7 protein-coding genes are annotated in these 19,836 nt (G+C 42.0%); all 7 read left to right on the top strand.

The annotated features are described in order from the left end of the window. The first annotated feature begins 1,058 nt into the window (after positions 1-1,058). The 7 genes from Xbud_RS08535 (at position 1,059) to Xbud_RS08510 (ending at position 19,836) form a co-directional block, all read left to right on the top strand. Positions 1,059-6,188 carry a type I polyketide synthase gene (locus tag Xbud_RS08535; RefSeq protein WP_169923044.1) on the top strand — a complete coding sequence of 1,710 codons (5,130 nt, stop codon included), beginning with the start codon at positions 1,059-1,061 and terminating at the stop codon, positions 6,186-6,188. A gap of 68 nt (positions 6,189-6,256) precedes the next feature. Then, entirely contained in the window at positions 6,257-6,520 is a 264-nt protein-coding gene (locus Xbud_RS19785) for a hypothetical protein (RefSeq protein WP_169923043.1), read from the top strand. Between the two features lies 1 nt (position 6,521). Further along, on the top strand, positions 6,522-6,776 hold the full coding sequence (locus Xbud_RS08530) for an acyl carrier protein (RefSeq protein WP_169923042.1): 255 nt from the start codon (positions 6,522-6,524) through the stop codon (positions 6,774-6,776). Continuing rightward, entirely contained in the window at positions 6,773-7,840 is a 1,068-nt protein-coding gene (locus Xbud_RS08525) for a cupin-like domain-containing protein (protein ID WP_099135670.1), read from the top strand. Before Xbud_RS08530 ends, Xbud_RS08525 begins: the two co-directional genes overlap by 4 nt. 129 nt (positions 7,841-7,969) lie before the next feature. Next, positions 7,970-8,386, top strand: a complete 417-nt coding sequence (locus Xbud_RS08520) for a DUF1801 domain-containing protein (protein ID WP_099135669.1) — start codon at positions 7,970-7,972, stop codon at positions 8,384-8,386. Positions 8,387-8,407: 21 nt separating this feature from the next. Further along, positions 8,408-9,283 carry an ACP S-malonyltransferase gene (locus Xbud_RS08515; protein WP_099135668.1) on the top strand — a complete coding sequence of 292 codons (876 nt, stop codon included), beginning with the start codon at positions 8,408-8,410 and terminating at the stop codon, positions 9,281-9,283. 194 nt (positions 9,284-9,477) lie between these two features. Then, positions 9,478-19,836, top strand: coding sequence for an SDR family NAD(P)-dependent oxidoreductase (locus Xbud_RS08510; protein ID WP_099135667.1), 10,359 nt, complete (start codon positions 9,478-9,480; stop codon positions 19,834-19,836).

Raw genomic sequence — 19,836 nt, 5'->3', positions numbered from 1 at the left:
TATTCATCTTGGGAAACAATAGAATAATTCTATTGATAGAGTTTGAAAAATTGTTCAGTGCTAAAACGTAGCCCAGAAAGTCAACATACAAAATTGTTATTATCAAAGATTTTTTTAAATGTATTCATCTTTGGATAAAAATATCTGATTTGGCTAAATTATATCCGGGGTGAGAGCGTGGGCGTTTTTCCAGCGCATTTATTTTCAAACATATTGAGGATGAAAACCATCCTTATATTGATTGCATTAAAAGCAAACTATTAACTTTTATATCAATTTGGTTTGAATATAATTCATTTTAACATTCATGCTCTCACCTTAAATGATGCTTTATTATATTTTTTATTGAAGTATTTATAAAAATAGAATATCGATAGATACTGTATTAGTCATAATGCTAAAAAATCGCCGAAATAATTATACTTAACCCAATATAAAAAATATTATATCGACTGTTTATTTGACTTTATCCTTCAATTCGTATCAACGTAAAGTAACATTTATGCCGATATCTTCCACATTCAAATAGATAAAAGATTGGACATTTATTGATAAATAGGTTGTATTTACCATTAAACAGGTTAAAAGTGAAACTTAATGTAAAAAAGTTTATTAATATAATGTGTTATTGAACTTATTCTATCAATAAGAAGAGAAGGACAGGCAATAATGGCGGGAAAAAATACCAATTTCTAAGAATACATTATTAGTTAAATGACTGTGTTGTGCCAGAGTTTTGACAAAAGCATCAAAAAGATAGGAATTGGTAATTTATCTCAGCACTGAATTTTAGAAATGTTTAGGCAACCAAAAATCTCCAAAAGGTGTTTATGACTAAAATAGATCTGCTTAAAGTATCTTTAAAAACTGAAAGAATATTATTTTATTAATTCACAAGTCAAAAATAATCATTTTCATAGTCCATTTTAGAAATGAATAAATAATTTCTTAATATGCTCACTTTTGAGCTTTTTTCTTTGAAATAGAGCTTATAGTTTTCTATAGGTAACTGGGGTTTTCATATGGTTAAAGAGAAGGAACAGAAGAGGGATACGTGCATGCATGACAGAAAAAAAATTGCGATTGTGGGGATATCTTGCCGTTTACCTGGATGTTACAACCAAGAGTCATTTTGGAAATTATATCAAGAAAAAAAATCTGCTGTTGTTGAAATTCCTGAATCCAGATGGCCGGTTAGTGAATATTATTCGCCACATTTTGAAAAAAATAAATCTTTAAGTCGTTGGGCTGGTTTAGTAGAAAATTTTGACCGTTTTGACGCCCCTTATTTTAATATCACGCCTCGTGAAGCCGAATTGATGGATCCGCAGCAGCGCATCTCTTTGGAATTAGCGGTTGAATGTTTAGAGGACGCGGGATATGGCGTTTCTGATGTGAAATCTGCTGATATTGGTGTTTTTCTTGGTGTATGTAATTTTGATTATAAGGAACGTTTGGAAAAATCAGTAACTAATATTCAAGGGCATCTTTCAACCGGAACTTATACTACGCTAATTCCCAATAGAATTTCCTTCTATTTGGATCTAAAAGGCCCCAGTGTCCCTGTTGATACCGCATGTTCGAGCTCTTTGGTAGCACTTTCTTACGCAGTGCAATCTATTCAGTCTGGTGATTGTGAAGCTGCTTTTGTAGGAGGAGTGAGTTACCTGTTCAGTCACACGTATTTTGTTGCTTTTTCCCAAGCCGGGATGTTGTCTCGAACCGGGAGTTGTAAAACGTTTGATAAACAAGCGGATGGTTATGTTCGCGGAGAAGGGGCAGGAATGCTCCTGATAAAACCGCTTGAAAAGGCGTTAGCAGATAATGATCGGATCTATGGCATCATTGATGCTGTGGCCGTAAATCATGGTGGTAGTGTTGCCACGATCACTTCCCCCAGTGCTTATGCTCAGGCGAATGTAATAAGAAAAGCGCTTCAGAAAGCCAATATTTCAGCAAATTCAATTTCCTATATTGAATCTCATGGTACGGGAACGCCAAAAGGGGATCCGATTGAGGTTAATGGATTGAAACGTGCATTCCGTGCCCATGCCAAAGAATGTGGAGAAACATTAGGAACGGCTTATTGTGTGTTATCAGGCTCCAAGGCGAATGTTGGACACCTTGAATCAGCTTCGGGTATGGTTGGTTTGATTAAAGGGCTACTTTCTATTCAAAAGAAACGCCTGTTACCTATGCTTCATTTTAATGAATTAAACCCCAAAATAGCTTTGGAGGAAAGTCCTTTCCGTATCCTCACTAAAGAGTGTGACTGGCAGCCATCAAACGGAGGAATACGACGCTTCGGTGTTAGTAGTTTTGGGTTTGGTGGTGTCAATGCTCATGCGATTATTTCTGAGTATCAAGATAAGAAGATCTTTAGGCCAGAATCTACCCACCATTTGTTTGCATTTTCAGCATTCTCAGATAAGGCATTAAGAGCATATGCCCTGTTGATTTCGACGTTTCTTCAGAACACGCCTACAGCCTCAGTGAGTGATTGTGCCTACACCTTGGCCAAAAGAACAAACCTTCCATACCGTGTCGCTTTTATATATCACACTCGGCAAGAGCTATTGGGAAAAATTATCTCTTTTGCCAATGGATTAGCTGCTGAAACATTCCCTGCCAGCGGATATCCAGAATATGAAAAAGTGGCTGCCTGGTTGAATGGAGAACGGGATAGCTTAAAAGATTTATTTTCAGCAGCTAATGACCGTATTACTTATGTTCCGCCTTATCCTTTTCAGCATAATACTTATTTTCCTGATGAGCTTGAAACGAAAAAAAAGGAAATAATCGAAAATGAAAAGCAGAATAATGACACTACTTTATACCAAGTTGAACCGCTATTTTCTTCAATTACATCATTTTATGATGAGCTAAGTCATGAGAAAAACAGGCCGCCAATTATTTTTTCTATGTTGGATGAAGATCAATCTTCAGCATTGAGAAAGCATGTTTCATCTGAGCGATATTTTGAACTTCCCTGCTTGCCAAATGATGCCTCAGGTAGCGACTGGATTAGCTGGTATTTACATTTTCTGGGGCAACTCATCAGAGCCATCGAATTAACAAGGCCCGGTTCGTGGATATTATTGTCTGACCGAAAAAACATCTGGGCAAATACACTCTATGCACATGCACTATCGCTTGAAAAAGAATTCGGTCTCCCTTGTGGTTGGTATCAATTCCATAATGTCACTGTTTCACAACATATAGAGCAATGTCTTAAGCTATTTCAAATACCGGTATCTGGCTCTTTCTGTCGGCGTTTGAATGATGGAAAAGGATCAAATGCTCTCCTGTTAGAAGCCTTACACTATCACGTCAGTGTATTTCCAGCTGAATCAGCACAACAACGTGAAGCGCTGTTTGGTTTTAAATCTCTATTGGGCTTTAAACCGACAGTATTAATCAGTGGAGGAGCTGGCGGTCTTGGGCAAATATTTGCCAAATATTTAGCAAATACGTTTGATGCAAATGTTGTGATTACTGGTCGTCGAAAGTGTGATGAATTGCCCGTGAATTATAGAGCATCAGAAAAAGGAACTATTGAATATATTCAGGCAGATTGTTGCGATCGTCAGGCACTCACCGCTGTCGTTGAACATATTGTCACTCAATATAAAAACATTGATCTCATCATACACAGTGCAGGAAGTATTGATGATCGAAGTATGTTTTTAAAGACGGAACAGCATGTCAGAAACATTGTTGAAAGTAAGATTATTGGATGTGAATTGTTAGATGAACTCACCAGTTCGCTTCCTGTTAAACAATTTATTGTGTTCTCCTCAATAACTGCTCTGTTCGGAAACCCCGGGCAAACGGATTATGCAGCAGCTAATCATTACCTCGTCGAGTTTGCTCATAATCGTAATAAGAAACAATCAGAAGGGTTGCGAGCCGGACGATCAACGGTGATCTACTGGCCTTACTGGTTGGATGGCGGCATGAGAATTAATAAATCAGCGGTATCCATGTTACAGGAAACAACGGGTACTGACCCTCTGTTAACCGATGATGGCATCAGGATTTTTAATCATGCACTTATTCATCAACCGGCAGAACTCTGTGTTGTGGCTGGTGTGGGTGAGAAAATCAATGAGGCGCTTAATCACCGGCTTGCACGTCAATCGATATTGAAAGACAGGCAGGGGCTGATTTCCACCATTTTGTCGGTTATTACGGATATGACGGGATTACAGCCAGAGAATATTGGTTTAAAAACGCGTTTCTCTGATATGGGAATAGATTCTATCGCGATGCAGGGGATCTCGCGGGAGCTCAGTCAGGTAATGGGATTAATGATAAACAGTGTGGTTTTGGCAAAAAAACCTAGCATACATGCTTTGGTAGAGTACCTGAGTCAATATTCTGACAAACCATGTAATGAAGACCTTCATCTACAGAGTAAGCCTGAACTTCATACATCTCCACAAATCGACATTAATGAAGAGGATGTTGGTGTTATTGGAATTGATTTACGTATGTGTGGTTCTGAACACTGGCGCGATGCCTGGCCATTGTTTAGCAAGAAAGTACTGGCTCCTGAAATTTACCCAGAGTCTCGCTGGCAGATATTGCCGGATGAATTAACTAAAGACATCGAAAGAGAAAAAATACAGGGATATTTCATAAAGGACTGTCTGGCTTTCGACCATAAGTTTTTTGGTCTGTCTCGCCGGGAAGCCATGCTGATGGATCCACAGCATAGAACACTGATAGAAAGTGTCTGGTCTGCAATAACTGATGCGGGCTATTCACCTGAGCAATTTAATCAACGAAGTACTGCGGTTTTTGTTTGTATTGATGCTAATGATTACGCATTAATTGCTGAATTTGATTCATCAATAGATGAGTTCTCAATTGGTTCATCAACACCTTATTTATCCGCCAATCGGCTATCCCATTTGTTTGATTTTAAGGGGCCAAGCGAAACGATTAATGTTGCTTGCGCGAGTGTTTATTCCGCGGTTGAAAAAGCTGAAGCATTAATCAACTCAGGTGTTGTGGAACAAGCTGTTATTGCCGCTGCACAAATCAATTTATTGCCTTCTCGTTTTAACGCATTGCAAAAAAGAAACCTGCTGAGTACGGATGGTATGGTGAAACCCTTTGATAAAGATGCACACGGATTTGTTCGCAGCGAAGGTGTTGGTTGTATTCTGTTAAAGGATCTGAAATTAGCGGTTGCAGATGGCGATGAGGTATTAGTCAAAGTAAAAAGTGCGGCAACTTGGCACGGAGGGCAGGGGGATTCCTTTACTGCACCAAATGCTTCTACTCATGTAAACGTTATGGAAAGAGCGTTTCGAAAAGCACAGGCGGATGTTGAAAAACTACAATATGTTGAAGCTCATGGTATTGCATCTAATGTTGGGGATCTCAGTGAAGCAGATGCCATTGCAGCGTTTTTATCACAGTCAGAGCACGCATCCTGTGTGGTCAGTTCAATGAAATCGAATGTAGGTCATTTTGAGGTATGTTCCGGTATTGCAGGATTTGTGCGAACAATACTGGCGATTAAACATCAACAGATACCGGGAATTTCTGAATTACATGCGCTTAATGAAAATATTGATAGCAAGTGGTTACATATCAAAAATACCAGCCAGCCATTTAATGAATCCAGAGGATTAGTTGGTTTACTCTCATATGGATTAGGTGGGGTTTCTGCATTTGTACTTTTAGAACCTTTTATTGATCAATCTGAAAATCTATTTATTGAAGATAAAGAACATTGGTTCTGCTTGTCCGCAAATAATATTGAGTCATTAAAACGGTATGTAATTTCAGTGATAGAACAAATCCACCAGTATCGCCATATCACACCGTTATCCCGATTAATATCGACATTACGGTTTTATCGTAAACATTTAGATGTTCGATTAGTGGTAAAAGTCGGCAGTTATGAGGAACTGCTTGATAAATTGGCGGCATTTTTGGCAGGACACATCGTAGATGGATTACATACATCTGTGAACTGTCAGGATAATGATGTAATGCTGGCAGCATTGCCAGAGGCATTGCGTATGTGGTTAGAGAAAAAAGGAGATAATGAAAGGGTGAAACTTACCGCGAATAAACGGAGTTTTTGGCCGAAATACCCATTTGATCGCTCGTCACGGCTTTATATTGATATTGTACCAAAGAGAAAAAATGTGGGGCTAAATGAGAAATAAAAGACTTCAGAATTGCATATTAATAGTGAGAAATAACGATGCGAGAATAACTATGGAGAACATAAGTTATGGAAGGTAAGGTTGAAGATTCAGTAATCAATGCACTAAAAGAGATGATGGCAAGAGCTGTGATGCTAGGCTTGTCGTGTTCTGAAAATAAAATGCAGGGTAGCATCTTGGATGAGCAGAATGTCGATATAGTGTCAAAATTAATGTCGCTATATGAATCAACAAATCACTTTCTGACAGTCGCGGGAATAGAAAAAGCAGCCGATGAAATACTCCCGCTGTATAAAGAGATCATATCTCAACTTCCGGAAGGGAGACTTTGATATGGAGAAGCTCGAAGAAATTAAAGATTTTCTTAGCCGGGAAATTATGATTGCTATGTATATGACCCCGGATGAATTAGATCAAGATACTTTATTTTCAAGTTATGGTTTGGAATCTGTCACTTTGACAAAAATAGTGGTGAACATAAATAAACGATTTCTTATTAATCTCTCTGTACAGGATATCTTACCGTATCAGAGCGTTAATAAGGCGGCTAATTTTATTCACTCCATACTTGAGGGGAAAATATCATGACAACATCATATTCAAATTATGATTACGTGGATCTACCTGAAAAAGAACGTTTGGAATATGAGCGTATCTTTTTTCTAAGGAACTTTTTTTCAAAACCGGATCTGTTTCAGAACGAGTTAAAACAAGCTGAACAAAGTATGGCGTTTGCATTACCGGCTTTAGAATTCGGGTATTCAGAAATAGAAACTTATGAGGTTGGGGAACTTACCTGGCAGAAATTGGCTCAGATCTATGCTGAAGATATTCGTCCTATTGTCATTAAAGGATTTGCTTCATCTTTCCCCTGTGGGAAGCTATGGACGCCAGAGTATTTCAGGGATAACTTTGGCGATTTTCAACTGTGGTATTCGACAACAGAAAAACTGTTTGAAGAAGATGGAACATCACTACGTAATTATATCAATGCAGTATTAAATGGTGATGTCAGCCGGGCATATCTTGAGAACTTAAGTGATATTTTTAATGAATATCCTATTTTGCATCAACAAATTGGTATTGACCGCATTGATAATTTTTTAGGTGATTTTGCCTCATATCATAAGATTGCCCAACTTTTCATCGGTGGCCCTGGCACAGGTGCGGTTTATCATTGTGCTAATGAACTTAACTGTTTCTTGAATATTTATGGCCGTAAAGAGTGGATATTTGTTCATCCTAAATATTCCGCAGCTATGTATAGCTCCATGTTTAATAAAGGGATTTTTGTTGGTTCATTTGTTAAACACAATGCGCCGGTAAGATATTTAGAAGAACATCAGCCACTTTATAACCGTATCCCTAAACTGCGAATTACTTTGGAGCCGGGCGATATGTTAATTAATCCTCCCTGGTGGTGGCATGCAATTAATAATCAACCGCCAGTATCCATTGCTATTGCTTCCCGTTGGAAGATTGAAATGCCTTATCAGCATCAGAATCCGCTCTATGAATTTGTTCAATCCCAAAGAGTAGAAAGACTTACTCTGGAAGGGAAGAAAATGTCTGAAAACGATGTTGTTGTACCTGACAGTGAATTACGTAAGAAATATGTCTCTTATAAAGAGATGGGATGGGTGGGGAATTGATTGCTAAAAGTGGCATGTCTTTTGGATAAAATCCAGAAACCGTAATATTATAAGGTTTGTTTTTAAATCCAAAGACCGTGTTGTGTGAGATAGCCACAACGCACAAATTAACGATAAGGTAGCAATCTTATGAAAGAATTTCAAAATAACGAAGTTTACTCGGTATTTAATAATTATCCTGAACGATATCAAAAAATATTATTGACGATAAGAGAATTAATATTTGACGTCGCATCAAAAACGGCAGGAGTTGGTTTAATTACTGAGACTTTGAAATGGGGGCAACCCAGCTACCTTACTCTTGAAACGGGATCGGGAACCACAATCCGGTTAGATCGTTTCGGTCATTCGCATGTGGCTATCTTTTTTCACTGCCAAACCACCTTGGTCGATACGTTCAGAACACTTTTTCCCGAACTGATTTATTCAAAAAATCGGGCAATAGTCTTAGATCCAGAAGACGATTTACCAACAAATGAGTTGAGTATATGTATTGAAATGTCACTCACTTATAAGTTGAGGAAAAAAAATAAACACTTCATTTAGAAAACAGGATGGATGTGAACAATGAAAACATGTACTGTCGCAATGTTTCCTGGACAGGGGGCCCAGTTTCAAGGTATGGGACGCAACCTGTTTGATAAATATGAATATCATATGAGGCTCACACAACAGGTATTGGGGTATTCACTTGTTCAGGTGTGTGAAGGTGAAACCCGCGTTCTTAACAGAACTGAATTCACGCAGCCCGCTCTGTTTGTCATTAACATTCTTTATTATTTAGAAAGCTTAGAAAAACACGGTACAAACATTGAAATCTTTGTGGGCCATAGTTTAGGTGAATATTGTGCTTTGTTTGCAGCAGGTGCTTTCAGTTTCGAGACTGCTTTAGCTATTGTTCAGGAACGAGGCCGATGTATGGCGCTTTGCTCTGAGGGTGCTATGGCTGCTGTCATTGGTCTTAAATTGGAACAGGTAGAATCTTTATTGGCGGATTCTAAATTGCGTGATTTAACGATAGCCAATTTTAATTCACCCACACAATTTATTATTTCAGGTGATAAATCTGAATTGTCTCAATTTAAAGAAAAGGTGTTAAATGCGAAAGGTATTTATCACCCTTTGCAGGTTAATGGCGCATTCCACTCAAAAAGAATGGCGAATATTGCAGAAGAATTTAAAGGCTTTCTTGAGCGTATTGATATTTTTCCACTGAAAGCCTCTGTATTATCTAATGTGACTGCTGACTTTTATCCATTAAATAATCGGGAGCAATTAATAGATTTATTAGTTAAACAATTATCGTACCCTGTCCGTTGGCAACAATGTATAGAGAAATTACATGCAGATAAACATATTATTGGTTTTGAATATGGGCCAAAGCCGGTGGTAGGCCCATTAGCTAAAAAAATATTAGGTGAGCGTATTACGCTGATGGAATAATGATTTTATTTTTTAAAATAAACAAAAATTAATTCTATTCATGATAACGAATTAATAAATTATCACTGTGATCGTTATTTTAAAATAACCTGTTTACATAGGGGAACTATTTACTCTATGTGAAGGGTTGGTTTCACTCATTTAAAATAAATGATTGTTTATTGTTTGCCAAAATAAAAAGAGGAGAGCTATTGATGGAATATTCTATCATCGGCGTAGCTGCACATTTCGGTGGAGGTTTGTCATTATCTCATTATTGGCAGACATTAGTTGACGGCGGATCTCTGATTGGTGTGATAGGAGAAGAGCGCTATCAACTTAATAACCGCCAAACACCGGTTAAATGGGGGCTTAGGGAAAAGATACGCGGTATGTTTCTTGAGGATATTGATAACTTCGATAGACATATCTTTCCTCTCTCGGGCTCTGCAATTATGTTTGCCGACCCAAGGCAGAGATTGTTTCTACAAACTAGCTGGCAGCTCCTTGAAGATGCAGGGTTAGCGGCATCAACGCTATCTGGCAAGAAGGTGGGCGTATTTGTTGCCCAGGATGGCTGGTATTTAAACTCTTATGTAGACAGGATCCCTGATGAACATAAGGGAAGCCAGGAGTTTATTGTTCCGGGGAACGATCCTTGTTTTCTGGCAAATCGTATTTCTTTCTTTTTCAACTTCAATGGGCCCTCCATCGTTGTTGATACAACATGTTCAAGTGCTTTTGTTGCTTTGGATATGGCATGTCAGGCACTTGAAGCGGGTGATTGTGACTACGCTATTGTGGGAGGTGTTTCGCTGTTTTTGAATCCCTGGAAAGCGGGAGAAACCACTGCGACGCCATTTGAAACGGGCGGAGAGAATATCCACAGTTTTTCTGAAAAGGCTTCAGGGTACAGAACGTCAGAAGGGTGTGCTGCTTTACTTTTGCAAAGAAACAGCGACATCTTAAACCAGTGCCACCATGTTTATGGTGTGGTACAGGCTACCGGTCATAATTCGGGCGGTAAAACCAATTCATTTGCTCAACCCAATAAAGAGCAACAAATCAGTCTGTTTCAGACCGTATTAAAACGGGCAAACCTTTTATCTGAGCAAATTCAATATGTGGAAGCACACGGTGTTGCTTCTCAAATGGGAGATGCGATTGAGGCTAATGCTTTGGTGGATGTTTTTGCCCGCTCACAGGATGCTTCACCCTGTTATGTGAGTACGGTCAAACCCAATATTGGTCATAACCACGCCAGCTCAGGGTTTTACGCCATCCTCAAGGGGCTTTTGGCATTCAAATATAACCAGATCCCCCTGATTCGCGGACTGGATAAAGCAGAATTGAATGCCGACATTCCATCAGATAGCAAGGGAATTCAGTTCCTGACAGAGACGGTAGACTGGCCACCATCTCAGGAGGGTACACGCCGACATATATTTTTCAGCAGTTATGGGTTCAGTAATGTGAACGCGGCCATAGTTTTGCGTGAACCTGATAACAAATCTGCCGCCAGAATAAGCCCTTTTGCGGAAACAGCAACAGAAACGCCTGTATTGGTTTGTTTGTCTGCAAAAAGCAATGAACAGCTTTACCAACAGGCAGTAAACCTGCGTAAAACGATCAATGAACTGGATTTTACAAAGAATTTCAATCTATACGAACTGGCCTGGACGCTCAGTACCGGGAGAGAAGCATTTACGCATCGTTGGGCAACGATAGTTTCATCAATTGAACAACTACGGCGTGTATTAGAAGCGTTTGTTGAATACCCGGAAAAACAACACGCAGCAATATATCTGGGAACACAATATCTGGGAACACAAGCGCAAAACGCACGCGGAGAGGCTTTAACGGCTCAACACATTGAACTTGAAGCGGTGGCGAACAATGGTTTTCCGATAGCTTCATTAGAAACCGTCGCAAAATGTTGGGTTGCAGGAGTTGATATTGACTGGATGCAATATTGGGGCAGTGCTGAATATCGATGTATTCCTTTACCTACCTATCCGTTTGCTAAGGAGCGTTATTGGCTCCCTAAAGGTGAAGCCAGCAAGTTATTGTCTAAGGAAATACCGTCTCAGGAAGATTCCAGTCAATTTATCCATCCGTTTGTCCATCAAAATACCTCTGATTTTGCGGAACAACGTTTTAGCACCACATTTTCTGGTGAGGAATTCTGCCTGAAAGGGCATGTGATCCATGGGATTCGCGTGTTGCCGGGGGTCGGACATTTAGAACTGGCCCGTGTTGCTGCACATCACTCATTCGGCTCAAAACCGAATTCCCTGTTAGAAGAGAGCGAAAAAACAGGGCTGACACTGAAAAATGTCGTCTGGGCCCAGATTATCGGCGTTATTGATAAGCCTCAGCGGGTACATATTCGTTTTATCAATCATGGAAATGATGAAGCAGAATACCAACTGTACAGCCGCGTAGAAGAGGAGACTATTCATAACTCCGGCGTTGCTGTACGAAGAGTACTCACACCGCCACCGGTTTATGATATTGACAATCTGAAATCTAGATATCTGCAAAACGCATACTCTCCTAAGCAATACTATGAAATGTACTATGCCCTGGGCTTATATATGGCACCAGACTATCAGGGCATTGAAGAGTTATATGTGGGGATGGATCATGTATTGGCAAAACTGTCATTGCCTGAATCTCTGGAGCCGACCAGAGAACAGTTTGTTTTGCATCCTTGCTTAATGGATGGCGCTCTTCTTTCATCCGTCGGGCTATTAATGCGTTTTGGTGATCTCAATAGACCTATTCCACCTAAATGTTTAATCCCTTTTGCGCTTGATGAAATTGAGTTTCATGACGAAAAATCCCAATTACACTGGGCCTGGATTAGTTATAGTGCTGACAGCAGTGCCTCAGATCCTTTCCCAAAAGTTGATGTAGATTGTTGTGATATTAACGGAAAGGTGTGCATCCGGTTTAAAGGTTTCAGTTGTCGGGGGTTCGGTGCGCAATCTGCACTACCCGCAGAGGTTGAACCTTGTTTATTACAACCTCTGTGGAAAAACCAGGCGTTGTCTTCTGATGCTGCGTTACGAACTTTCGCAAAACGTATCGTATTCTTATGTGAACTGGATAATCTTCAATCTGAACGGTTCACGTCTGATACTGACGCATGTGAGTATATTGTCTTGCCAAAGCTTCGTAATGATGAAGATTTGTCAAAGAGGCAACATAATGTCATAACGCTTTGCCAAAAAATTAATGGGCTTATTAGCTCTCCTCCCACAGAACCTGTTCTTATTCAGCTTGTATTGCCAGAAGCAGAAGTACTGCCTGAATATGCCATGGTGATAGCGCTATTAAAAACAGCCTATCAGGATAATGCGAATCTGCTTAGTCAGACGATTTATTGTGATGAGACAGAGGGACTGGCTGAGAAACTGTCAGGGGAAACCTCACAGATAAAATATGATGCAGTACTGTGGCAATCCGGGGAGCGTTGGGTCCCTCATTGGTCTGTCTGGTCTCCTGAAAACTGTTCTTCTGAAAGGAATGTCAATGCGTTAACACCTCCCTGGAAAGAAAAGGCCGTTTATCTGATTGTTGATGAAGACGGCAGTATAGGGCGCTTTATTGCCAAGGACATTACAGAACATACCGATTCAGCCATCGCTATTGCTTTGAGTGAAATAGTTTCTAGAGAATCTGAAGAAAATCAATACCAAATTACGATAACGTCAAAGACGACAGTAATTGATGACGGGGTGATCTGTCTTGATGCCGCTACATTAGCGGCACTTATTGGCAGAATTGAGCAAAATTTTGGTGTACTGCGCGGCGTATTTTTCTGTGTAGGTAAACGCTTCGCTACGGCTTCGCAGTACGCAGAGAAAGCAACCATAATCTCAGTACTTGAACGTTATCAGGGACTGTCGCTGCTGGAAAAGGCTACTCATGGCTTATTGTTTGATTTCTTTACGATACTGACTTGCAGGGATGGTGTATTAGGCTGTTCTGAACATCCAATGTTCTCTGCCTATTGTGCCGCTGTGAACAACTTTGCACGTCACAGCCAACAGTGTCCTGAATCAGCACAGACTCAAAGGCAAACACTTTCATTGATCCTGCCCCAATATAACGGTGTGAGTGAGGATGAATTTATCCGTCGCATGGCGCTTCAGGCTTTGTATCAGGCACTGCATGAGAAGTTCAGTGGTGAATTGATGTTGATGGAAGGGGGGGCGATAGAACGTTTCAGAGCAGGAATGTTGGGGATTCGCCCTTATTATGAAGCCATATTCCCATCAAATGCAGAAAATAACGTTAATTTACTCGTCGCCCAGTCTGGTCAGTCAACGCAAGGGGACATACAAGCATCATCCGATCTCGAATCTACAGCGGTGGATTTGATCAAGCGGGTTGTGTGCAAGGCAGTAAGTCTCCCCTTGGCAGAAATTGATGAAGAAGCCAGCATGGAGAAGTATGGAATAGATTCCATTTTGTCCATCAAGATGACAGAGGCACTGGAACAGGACTTCGGTGTACTCCCTAAAACCCTGTTTTTTGAATATCTCACCATTCGGGAACTGGCGGTTTATTTTGTTAAACATCATCACCCTGTTTTGCTGGCGCGGATTCAAAATAACCAACAAAACATCCAACCGAAATCAATAACATCTGACTCTCGCCTGCCGATGCAACAGGTTGCCGGCAGAACAGAACCGCTTTCTGTTTCTCAAACAAACGCTGTCTCTCAGGCAAACAAAGTAGCCAATAGCACAACAGAGTCAGGTGACATCGCTATTGTTGGTTTAGCCGGACGTTTCCCCAAGGCAAGAAATATGCATGAGTTTTGGCAGCTCCTGAAAGAAGGTCAGGATTGCATTACTGAGATCCCTTTTGAGCGTTGGGATCATTCACGCCATTTCGACATGGATAAAACCAAACGAGGCAAAACCTATGGCAAATGGGGCGGTTTTATTGATGGTGTTGATGAATTTGATCCGCTGTTTTTTAACCTGTCACCGCGCGATGCGCGCGTGATGAGTCCGCAGGAGCGGTTATTTTTACAATGCGCCTACGAAACAGTTGAGGATGCGGGATATAGCCACAGAACATTAGGCTCCCGTGACTGGACACGGCTACCGAAAAAGATGGGCGTATATGTTGGTGTCATGTATGGAGAATATGAGTTTTATAGCATAGAGGAATTGACAAAAGGGAATGTGCTTGAGCAGTCCATCGTGACCGGAAGTTTTGGCTCAATAGCAAACCGGGTATCGCATTTTTTTAATATAAATGGCCCCAGCCTTGCGGTTGATACCATGTGTTCTTCTTCACTAACTTCAATTTACCTTGCCTGCCAGGCACTCAGACAGGGTGATATTGAGATGGCTCTGGCGGGTGGAGTCAATGTTTCTATTCATCCTAATAAATATTTAATCCTGGGGCAGTCTAAGTTTTTGTCTGATGAGGGGCGATGCCAGAGCTTTGGCGAGGGAGGAACCGGGTATGTTCCGGCAGAAGGGGTCGGTGCCGTTTTACTGAAACCTTTGGCGAAAGCGATTGAGAATGGTGACTATATTTATGGCGTTATCAAGGGGATCGCTGTCAATCACGGAGGCAAAACCAACGGCTACACCGTACCTAATCCTATCGCGCAAGCTGAAGTTATTTCTCAGGCAATCCAGTCTTCCGGGGTTCATCCGCGTGTCATTAGCTATATTGAAGCGCATGGAACAGGAACTTCGCTTGGTGATCCTATTGAAATAGCAGGTCTCAACCGGGCATTCCAGCAATTTTTGCAAGAGAACGATATACAAGAGAACGACACACAAGAGAACGCATTCTGCGCAATAGGATCGGTAAAATCCAATATTGGTCATTGCGAAAGTGCGGCGGGTATTGCGGGGGTTGCCAAAGTACTCATGCAAATTAAGCACCGACAGTTAGTGCCTTCTTTGCACAGTAGTACATTAAACCCCAATATCGATTTTGACGTCTTACCGTTTTATGTACAGCGTGAACTTGCAGACTGGAAAAGGCCGCTGTTGGGTGAGATAGCTCACAGCAAACGGGGACAGCAAGTTAATCAAGCGGAGCATCCCAGAACGGCAGGTATTTCATCATTCGGTGCCGGAGGAACAAATGCTCACTTGGTTGTACAAGAATACATTCAGAACAACGGTTTAAATCCCGTCAATAAGACCTATTGGCCAAAATGGGTTGTTATACCGCTATCTGCAAAAACGCATGAACAGCATCGTGAATTGGCGCAAACTCTATCACAGTATCTCAGAGAGCAGGCAAAATGGTGCTCAGAGACGTCCAAAGCGGAGTACCTGCATCGTATTGCTTATACCTTGCAGACAGGACGGGAAGAGATGGAGGAGAGGATCACCTTTGTTGTGGATTCTCTTTCCGCTCTGATTGATAGCTTAAAGACATTTTCCCTCTCTTGTTTACCATCAACGCATTGCTGGATGGGACGAGTAGAAAAATCTAACTACATAAAACAGTTAATTATTCCTGTTTATGCCGGGAAAGACAGGCATGAAGAGGAGTATGAGCAGCTAGCACAGATAGCCAGCGCTTGGACTCAGGGGCATAACATTGATTGGTCAGCGTATTACCAATCCTTTCCTATACGGCCAAGCCGCTTAAGTTTACCGACTTATCCTTTTGCCCGGGAAAAATACTGGATACTTGAGTCGGAAGTTCAGGCAGAGACTTTTGCTGAATCAATTTTTCCTGAGTCAACGGAAGATACTACTTCGACGCTGTTCTATACATCGGGTTGGGAACGATGTGATATCCGTCAGAGAATGGCGTGCGCAATCAAACCTGAGAGCACTGACTTATTTGTTATCGGGGATGTGGATGAAACTTCACTGACTGAATTGGCTTCGATATCTGGTGCGGCGCACATACATTACCTCTATACCGAGAATGATCTTCATACAGAGAATCCATGTCCTGCCTCGTTGTCCGGTCTCGTTCTGCGATTAGTTGATTATTGTCAGCAGCGAATTCGTTCTGGTCAGGCATTGCCCGCCTTAATCGCGGTTTTTGCGCCGTGGAAAGAGAGCGGATTGCCTTATCGCGCTTTGTTGGGCGCACTCAGAACCATCAGCATGGAGTTTCCTGCGGTACAGACAAAACTTATTCTGGATGCCGCACTGGACAATGCAGACGGTGAAACTTTCTGCCGACATGCTGAAAAAGAACTCCTTTCTTCAAATCAAGATATCGCTGTGCTCTACCAGAAAGAGGGGCATCGCTTTGTATGGCGTCAAAAAGCGGTAGAACCGACTGCTTTAACGAATATTCCTTCTTTGTTTAATCATGAATGGCTTAATCATGAATGCCGGGTGGTTTGGATTACCGGTGGTCTGGGAGGATTGGGATACCAGATTGCGCAATATATCGGAACAAAAACGGGGGCACATCTTGTGCTGTCGGGGCGTTCTGCCATTGATGCCGATAAAGAAGCTCAACTGAATGCACTAAGAAGACGCGGAATAAAAGCCGAATATGTGCCGTGCGATGTCAATGACCGCGAAACGCTGGAAAAAACCATCACGCTTATTCGGCAGCGCTTTGGCTCTCTGCACGGTGTTATCCATTGTGCCGGTGTCATCCATGATGCTCTGATTATCAATAAAACCGAGGAGGAGATTGACCGTGTGATCGCCACGAAGGCTTTGGCGGCCTGTCTGATGGATGAAGTTACCCAACACGAGCCTCTGGCATTTTTTATCATGTTCTCTTCACTTGCCTCTCTGGGGAATATCGGCCAGATAGACTACGCGGCGGCAAACGCCTTTCTGGATAATTTTGCTGAGTATCGTGAGGATTTAGTTCGGCAGAAAAAAAGGAACGGAAAAAGTCTGTCAATTAACTGGCCTCTTTGGCAGGAAGGCGGCATGAACGTAACGCCGAGGGTGGAAAAATACATGTTTGATACCTTTGGTATTGTGCCCTTGGATACAAAAACCGCGCTGGAAACACTGGAAATGGCGCTTCGTTCACCTTTCTCACAGTTTGGTGTGATGAAGGGCGATGGTCAAAAGATTGGGAATTACCTGAGATTTTCTGACGATCCTTCTCCTGTCAAACCGCTGCCAGAATTAAATAATGAAGATCTATCGCACGAGCAAAATATTGATAAAACGGTGCTGGAGGGGTTATCTGCACTGTTGTCGATAAAAGGTACAGATATCGATAGGGATCGCCAGTTTGGTGATTATGGGATGGATTCTGTGAGCCTGAGTGAGTTAGGTAATTATCTTAATCAGCATTTTGACTTGAACTATACCGGCGCAACGTTTTTAGCGTTAGATACTGCTAACAAAGTCATTGATCAAATCAAACAGTGTGTGGATGCACCCGGTTCCTCAGAGACAGCCAATGGGGTTTTAACGGCTTCATCAGCTAAAGAGGTTGCTGATATTGTTGCCGGAAAATTATCTGAACTATTGGGTATGCGTAGTGATGCAATAGATATCCACCGGCAGTTTGGCGACTATGGCATGGATTCTGTCGGGCTAATTGAGCTGGCCGAGTATATTAATTCCCGCTTTGGGGTAACATTGTCACAGGCGAGCTTGCTAGAATTCAACACACTGAACCGTGTGGCAGAACATCTGATACAGCTTTTGCCAGAGCAGATCCATTTAGCCACTTCTGGCACTCAATCTCCTGACACATCATTTCCTGACAAACCATCACCGGCGATACCTGTCCCTGCCACGATGCCATCTTTTGCCATTGTGGGATATGACTGTGCGTTTCCGGGGGCTAAAAATGCGGAAGCGTACTGGCAGAACATTGTGCAAAAAACCATTTCTATTCAAGGGATCACGCAGGAAGAGTGGCAACGACGTCACATTATCACACCTTCCGACAAGGAAGATGCGATAAAACGTATGCAGTCTTCCGGTTTTTTACAGGATATCGATCAGTTTGATGCTGAATTCTGGGGCATTGATGCCGAAACGGCAAAACAGATGGACCCACAGCAACGCCTGCTCATGCAGTGTATCTGGCGATGTGTTGAACATGCTGGTTATGAGCTGGAATACCTCACACAGCGTAAAGTCGGATTATTTGTTGCCGTTGATTCCACCGATTACAAATCCCTGATTAAGAGCAATTCTCTGATCAACAACATTGGAGAATGTGGCAGATTACAGTCTGGCCTCAGTCTGGGCATGATGGTTAATCAGATCTCCTATTTCTTCAATTTTACCGGGCCGAGTGAAGTGGTCGATAACGCCTGTGCCAGTGTGTTTGTCGCTCTGCAAAAAGCCCGGCAGGCTATTTTACAGGGGGATTGTGACGTCGCCATTGTCGCGGGAGTTAAAGTTATCCTTGATTTTATGGAGTTTTATATTCGGGATCAGGGCGGAATTCTCAGCCAGTCCGGCAAAATGGCCCCTTTTGACTACACGGCAGATGGTTATATCCGGGGCGAAGGCGTAGGCGCCGTCATGATTAAGTCTTTGGAACAGGCGCGCCTTGAGCATGATCCTGTCCGGGCAATCATCAGGGGTGTAGGAATTTCTCACAATGGCCGCAGTGCCTTCTCGTCAATGGCACCGAGTGTTGAGAAACAAGAAGAAAATATCAGAAATACCTATCAATCAGCGGGAATCGATCCTTGTTCGGTTGATTATATTGAGGCTCATGGCTCTGCGACTCAATTTAATGATGTCAGCGAAGTTGCGGCTTTTAAAAAGGTTTTCTCAGCAAATCAGGTTGTTTCACATCGTTGTGTCGTCAGTGCAGTGAAAGGCAACATTGGTCATCTGGAAGCCGCTTCTGGTATGGCATCACTGATTAAAGTGATATTGGCCATGAAGCATGGAGTAATCCCGCCTATTGCTTCTTTCTCTAAATTACACCCCTCGATTTTTATTGAAAATACGCCCTTGTTCTTTCCGTGTGAGCCGATCTTGTGGCAACAAACCAACTCAGACAAAACACAGCCAAGGCGAGTCGGGTTGAACTCGATTGGGATCACGGGGGTAAATGCGCATGTCATTTTGGAAGCACCTTATCCGTCAGCGGCATCGGCATCGGTATTCTCCCAAAGGGAAGAGCACTTTTTAATCCCCATCTCTGCGAAATCCGAGAAAACCTTAAAAGCTTATCTGAGTCAGTGGCTGGACTATATACATCAGGAAAAATCAGCCAGCAATGATAACGCGTTTACGTTAAGAAATCTGGCTTACAGTGTTCAGACTGGCCGCTCGGATCTGCCATTCCGCGCGGCGATCATCGTTAATGATTTAGAAAAACTCATCACAACGCTGGAGTGGATTATCACGGAGCAAAACGGGGCACCTACAGAGGGGGTGGTTGCGATGGGAGTGGTTTCTTCAAAAAGTCGCTCCTCCAAAAAACAGGTTGAATTTTCCACTGCATTACCTGCGTTGAAACAGTTGGCGGGCGATTGGCTTGCGGGCGCTTGCATAGACTGGCGGGCTTTTGCTCATGGTCAGGGGGTATACGTTGATATTCCCGGCTACCCGTTTGATGAGCAGAGATATTGGTTTTTTGATGAGCCAGTTTTGAATAAGTCACAGGAGTGA

Source organism: Xenorhabdus budapestensis (assembly GCF_002632465.1).
GTDB lineage: Bacteria > Pseudomonadota > Gammaproteobacteria > Enterobacterales > Enterobacteriaceae > Xenorhabdus > Xenorhabdus budapestensis.
Note: the sequence above shows the minus strand (reverse complement) of the source record. Positions and strands in the feature narration are given on the sequence as shown.

What these genes read in the sequence shown, in the direction of transcription:
- Xbud_RS08535 (WP_169923044.1), top strand. Translation starts at nt 1,059, where the DNA reads ATGCATGACAGAAAAAAAATTGCGATTGTGGGGATATCTTGCCGTTTA.
- Xbud_RS19785 (WP_169923043.1), top strand. Translation starts at nt 6,257, where the DNA reads ATGGAAGGTAAGGTTGAAGATTCAGTAATCAATGCACTAAAAGAGATG.
- Xbud_RS08530 (WP_169923042.1), top strand. Translation starts at nt 6,522, where the DNA reads ATGGAGAAGCTCGAAGAAATTAAAGATTTTCTTAGCCGGGAAATTATG.
- Xbud_RS08525 (WP_099135670.1), top strand. Translation starts at nt 6,773, where the DNA reads ATGACAACATCATATTCAAATTATGATTACGTGGATCTACCTGAAAAA.
- Xbud_RS08520 (WP_099135669.1), top strand. Translation starts at nt 7,970, where the DNA reads ATGAAAGAATTTCAAAATAACGAAGTTTACTCGGTATTTAATAATTAT.
- Xbud_RS08515 (WP_099135668.1), top strand. Translation starts at nt 8,408, where the DNA reads ATGAAAACATGTACTGTCGCAATGTTTCCTGGACAGGGGGCCCAGTTT.
- Xbud_RS08510 (WP_099135667.1), top strand. Translation starts at nt 9,478, where the DNA reads ATGGAATATTCTATCATCGGCGTAGCTGCACATTTCGGTGGAGGTTTG.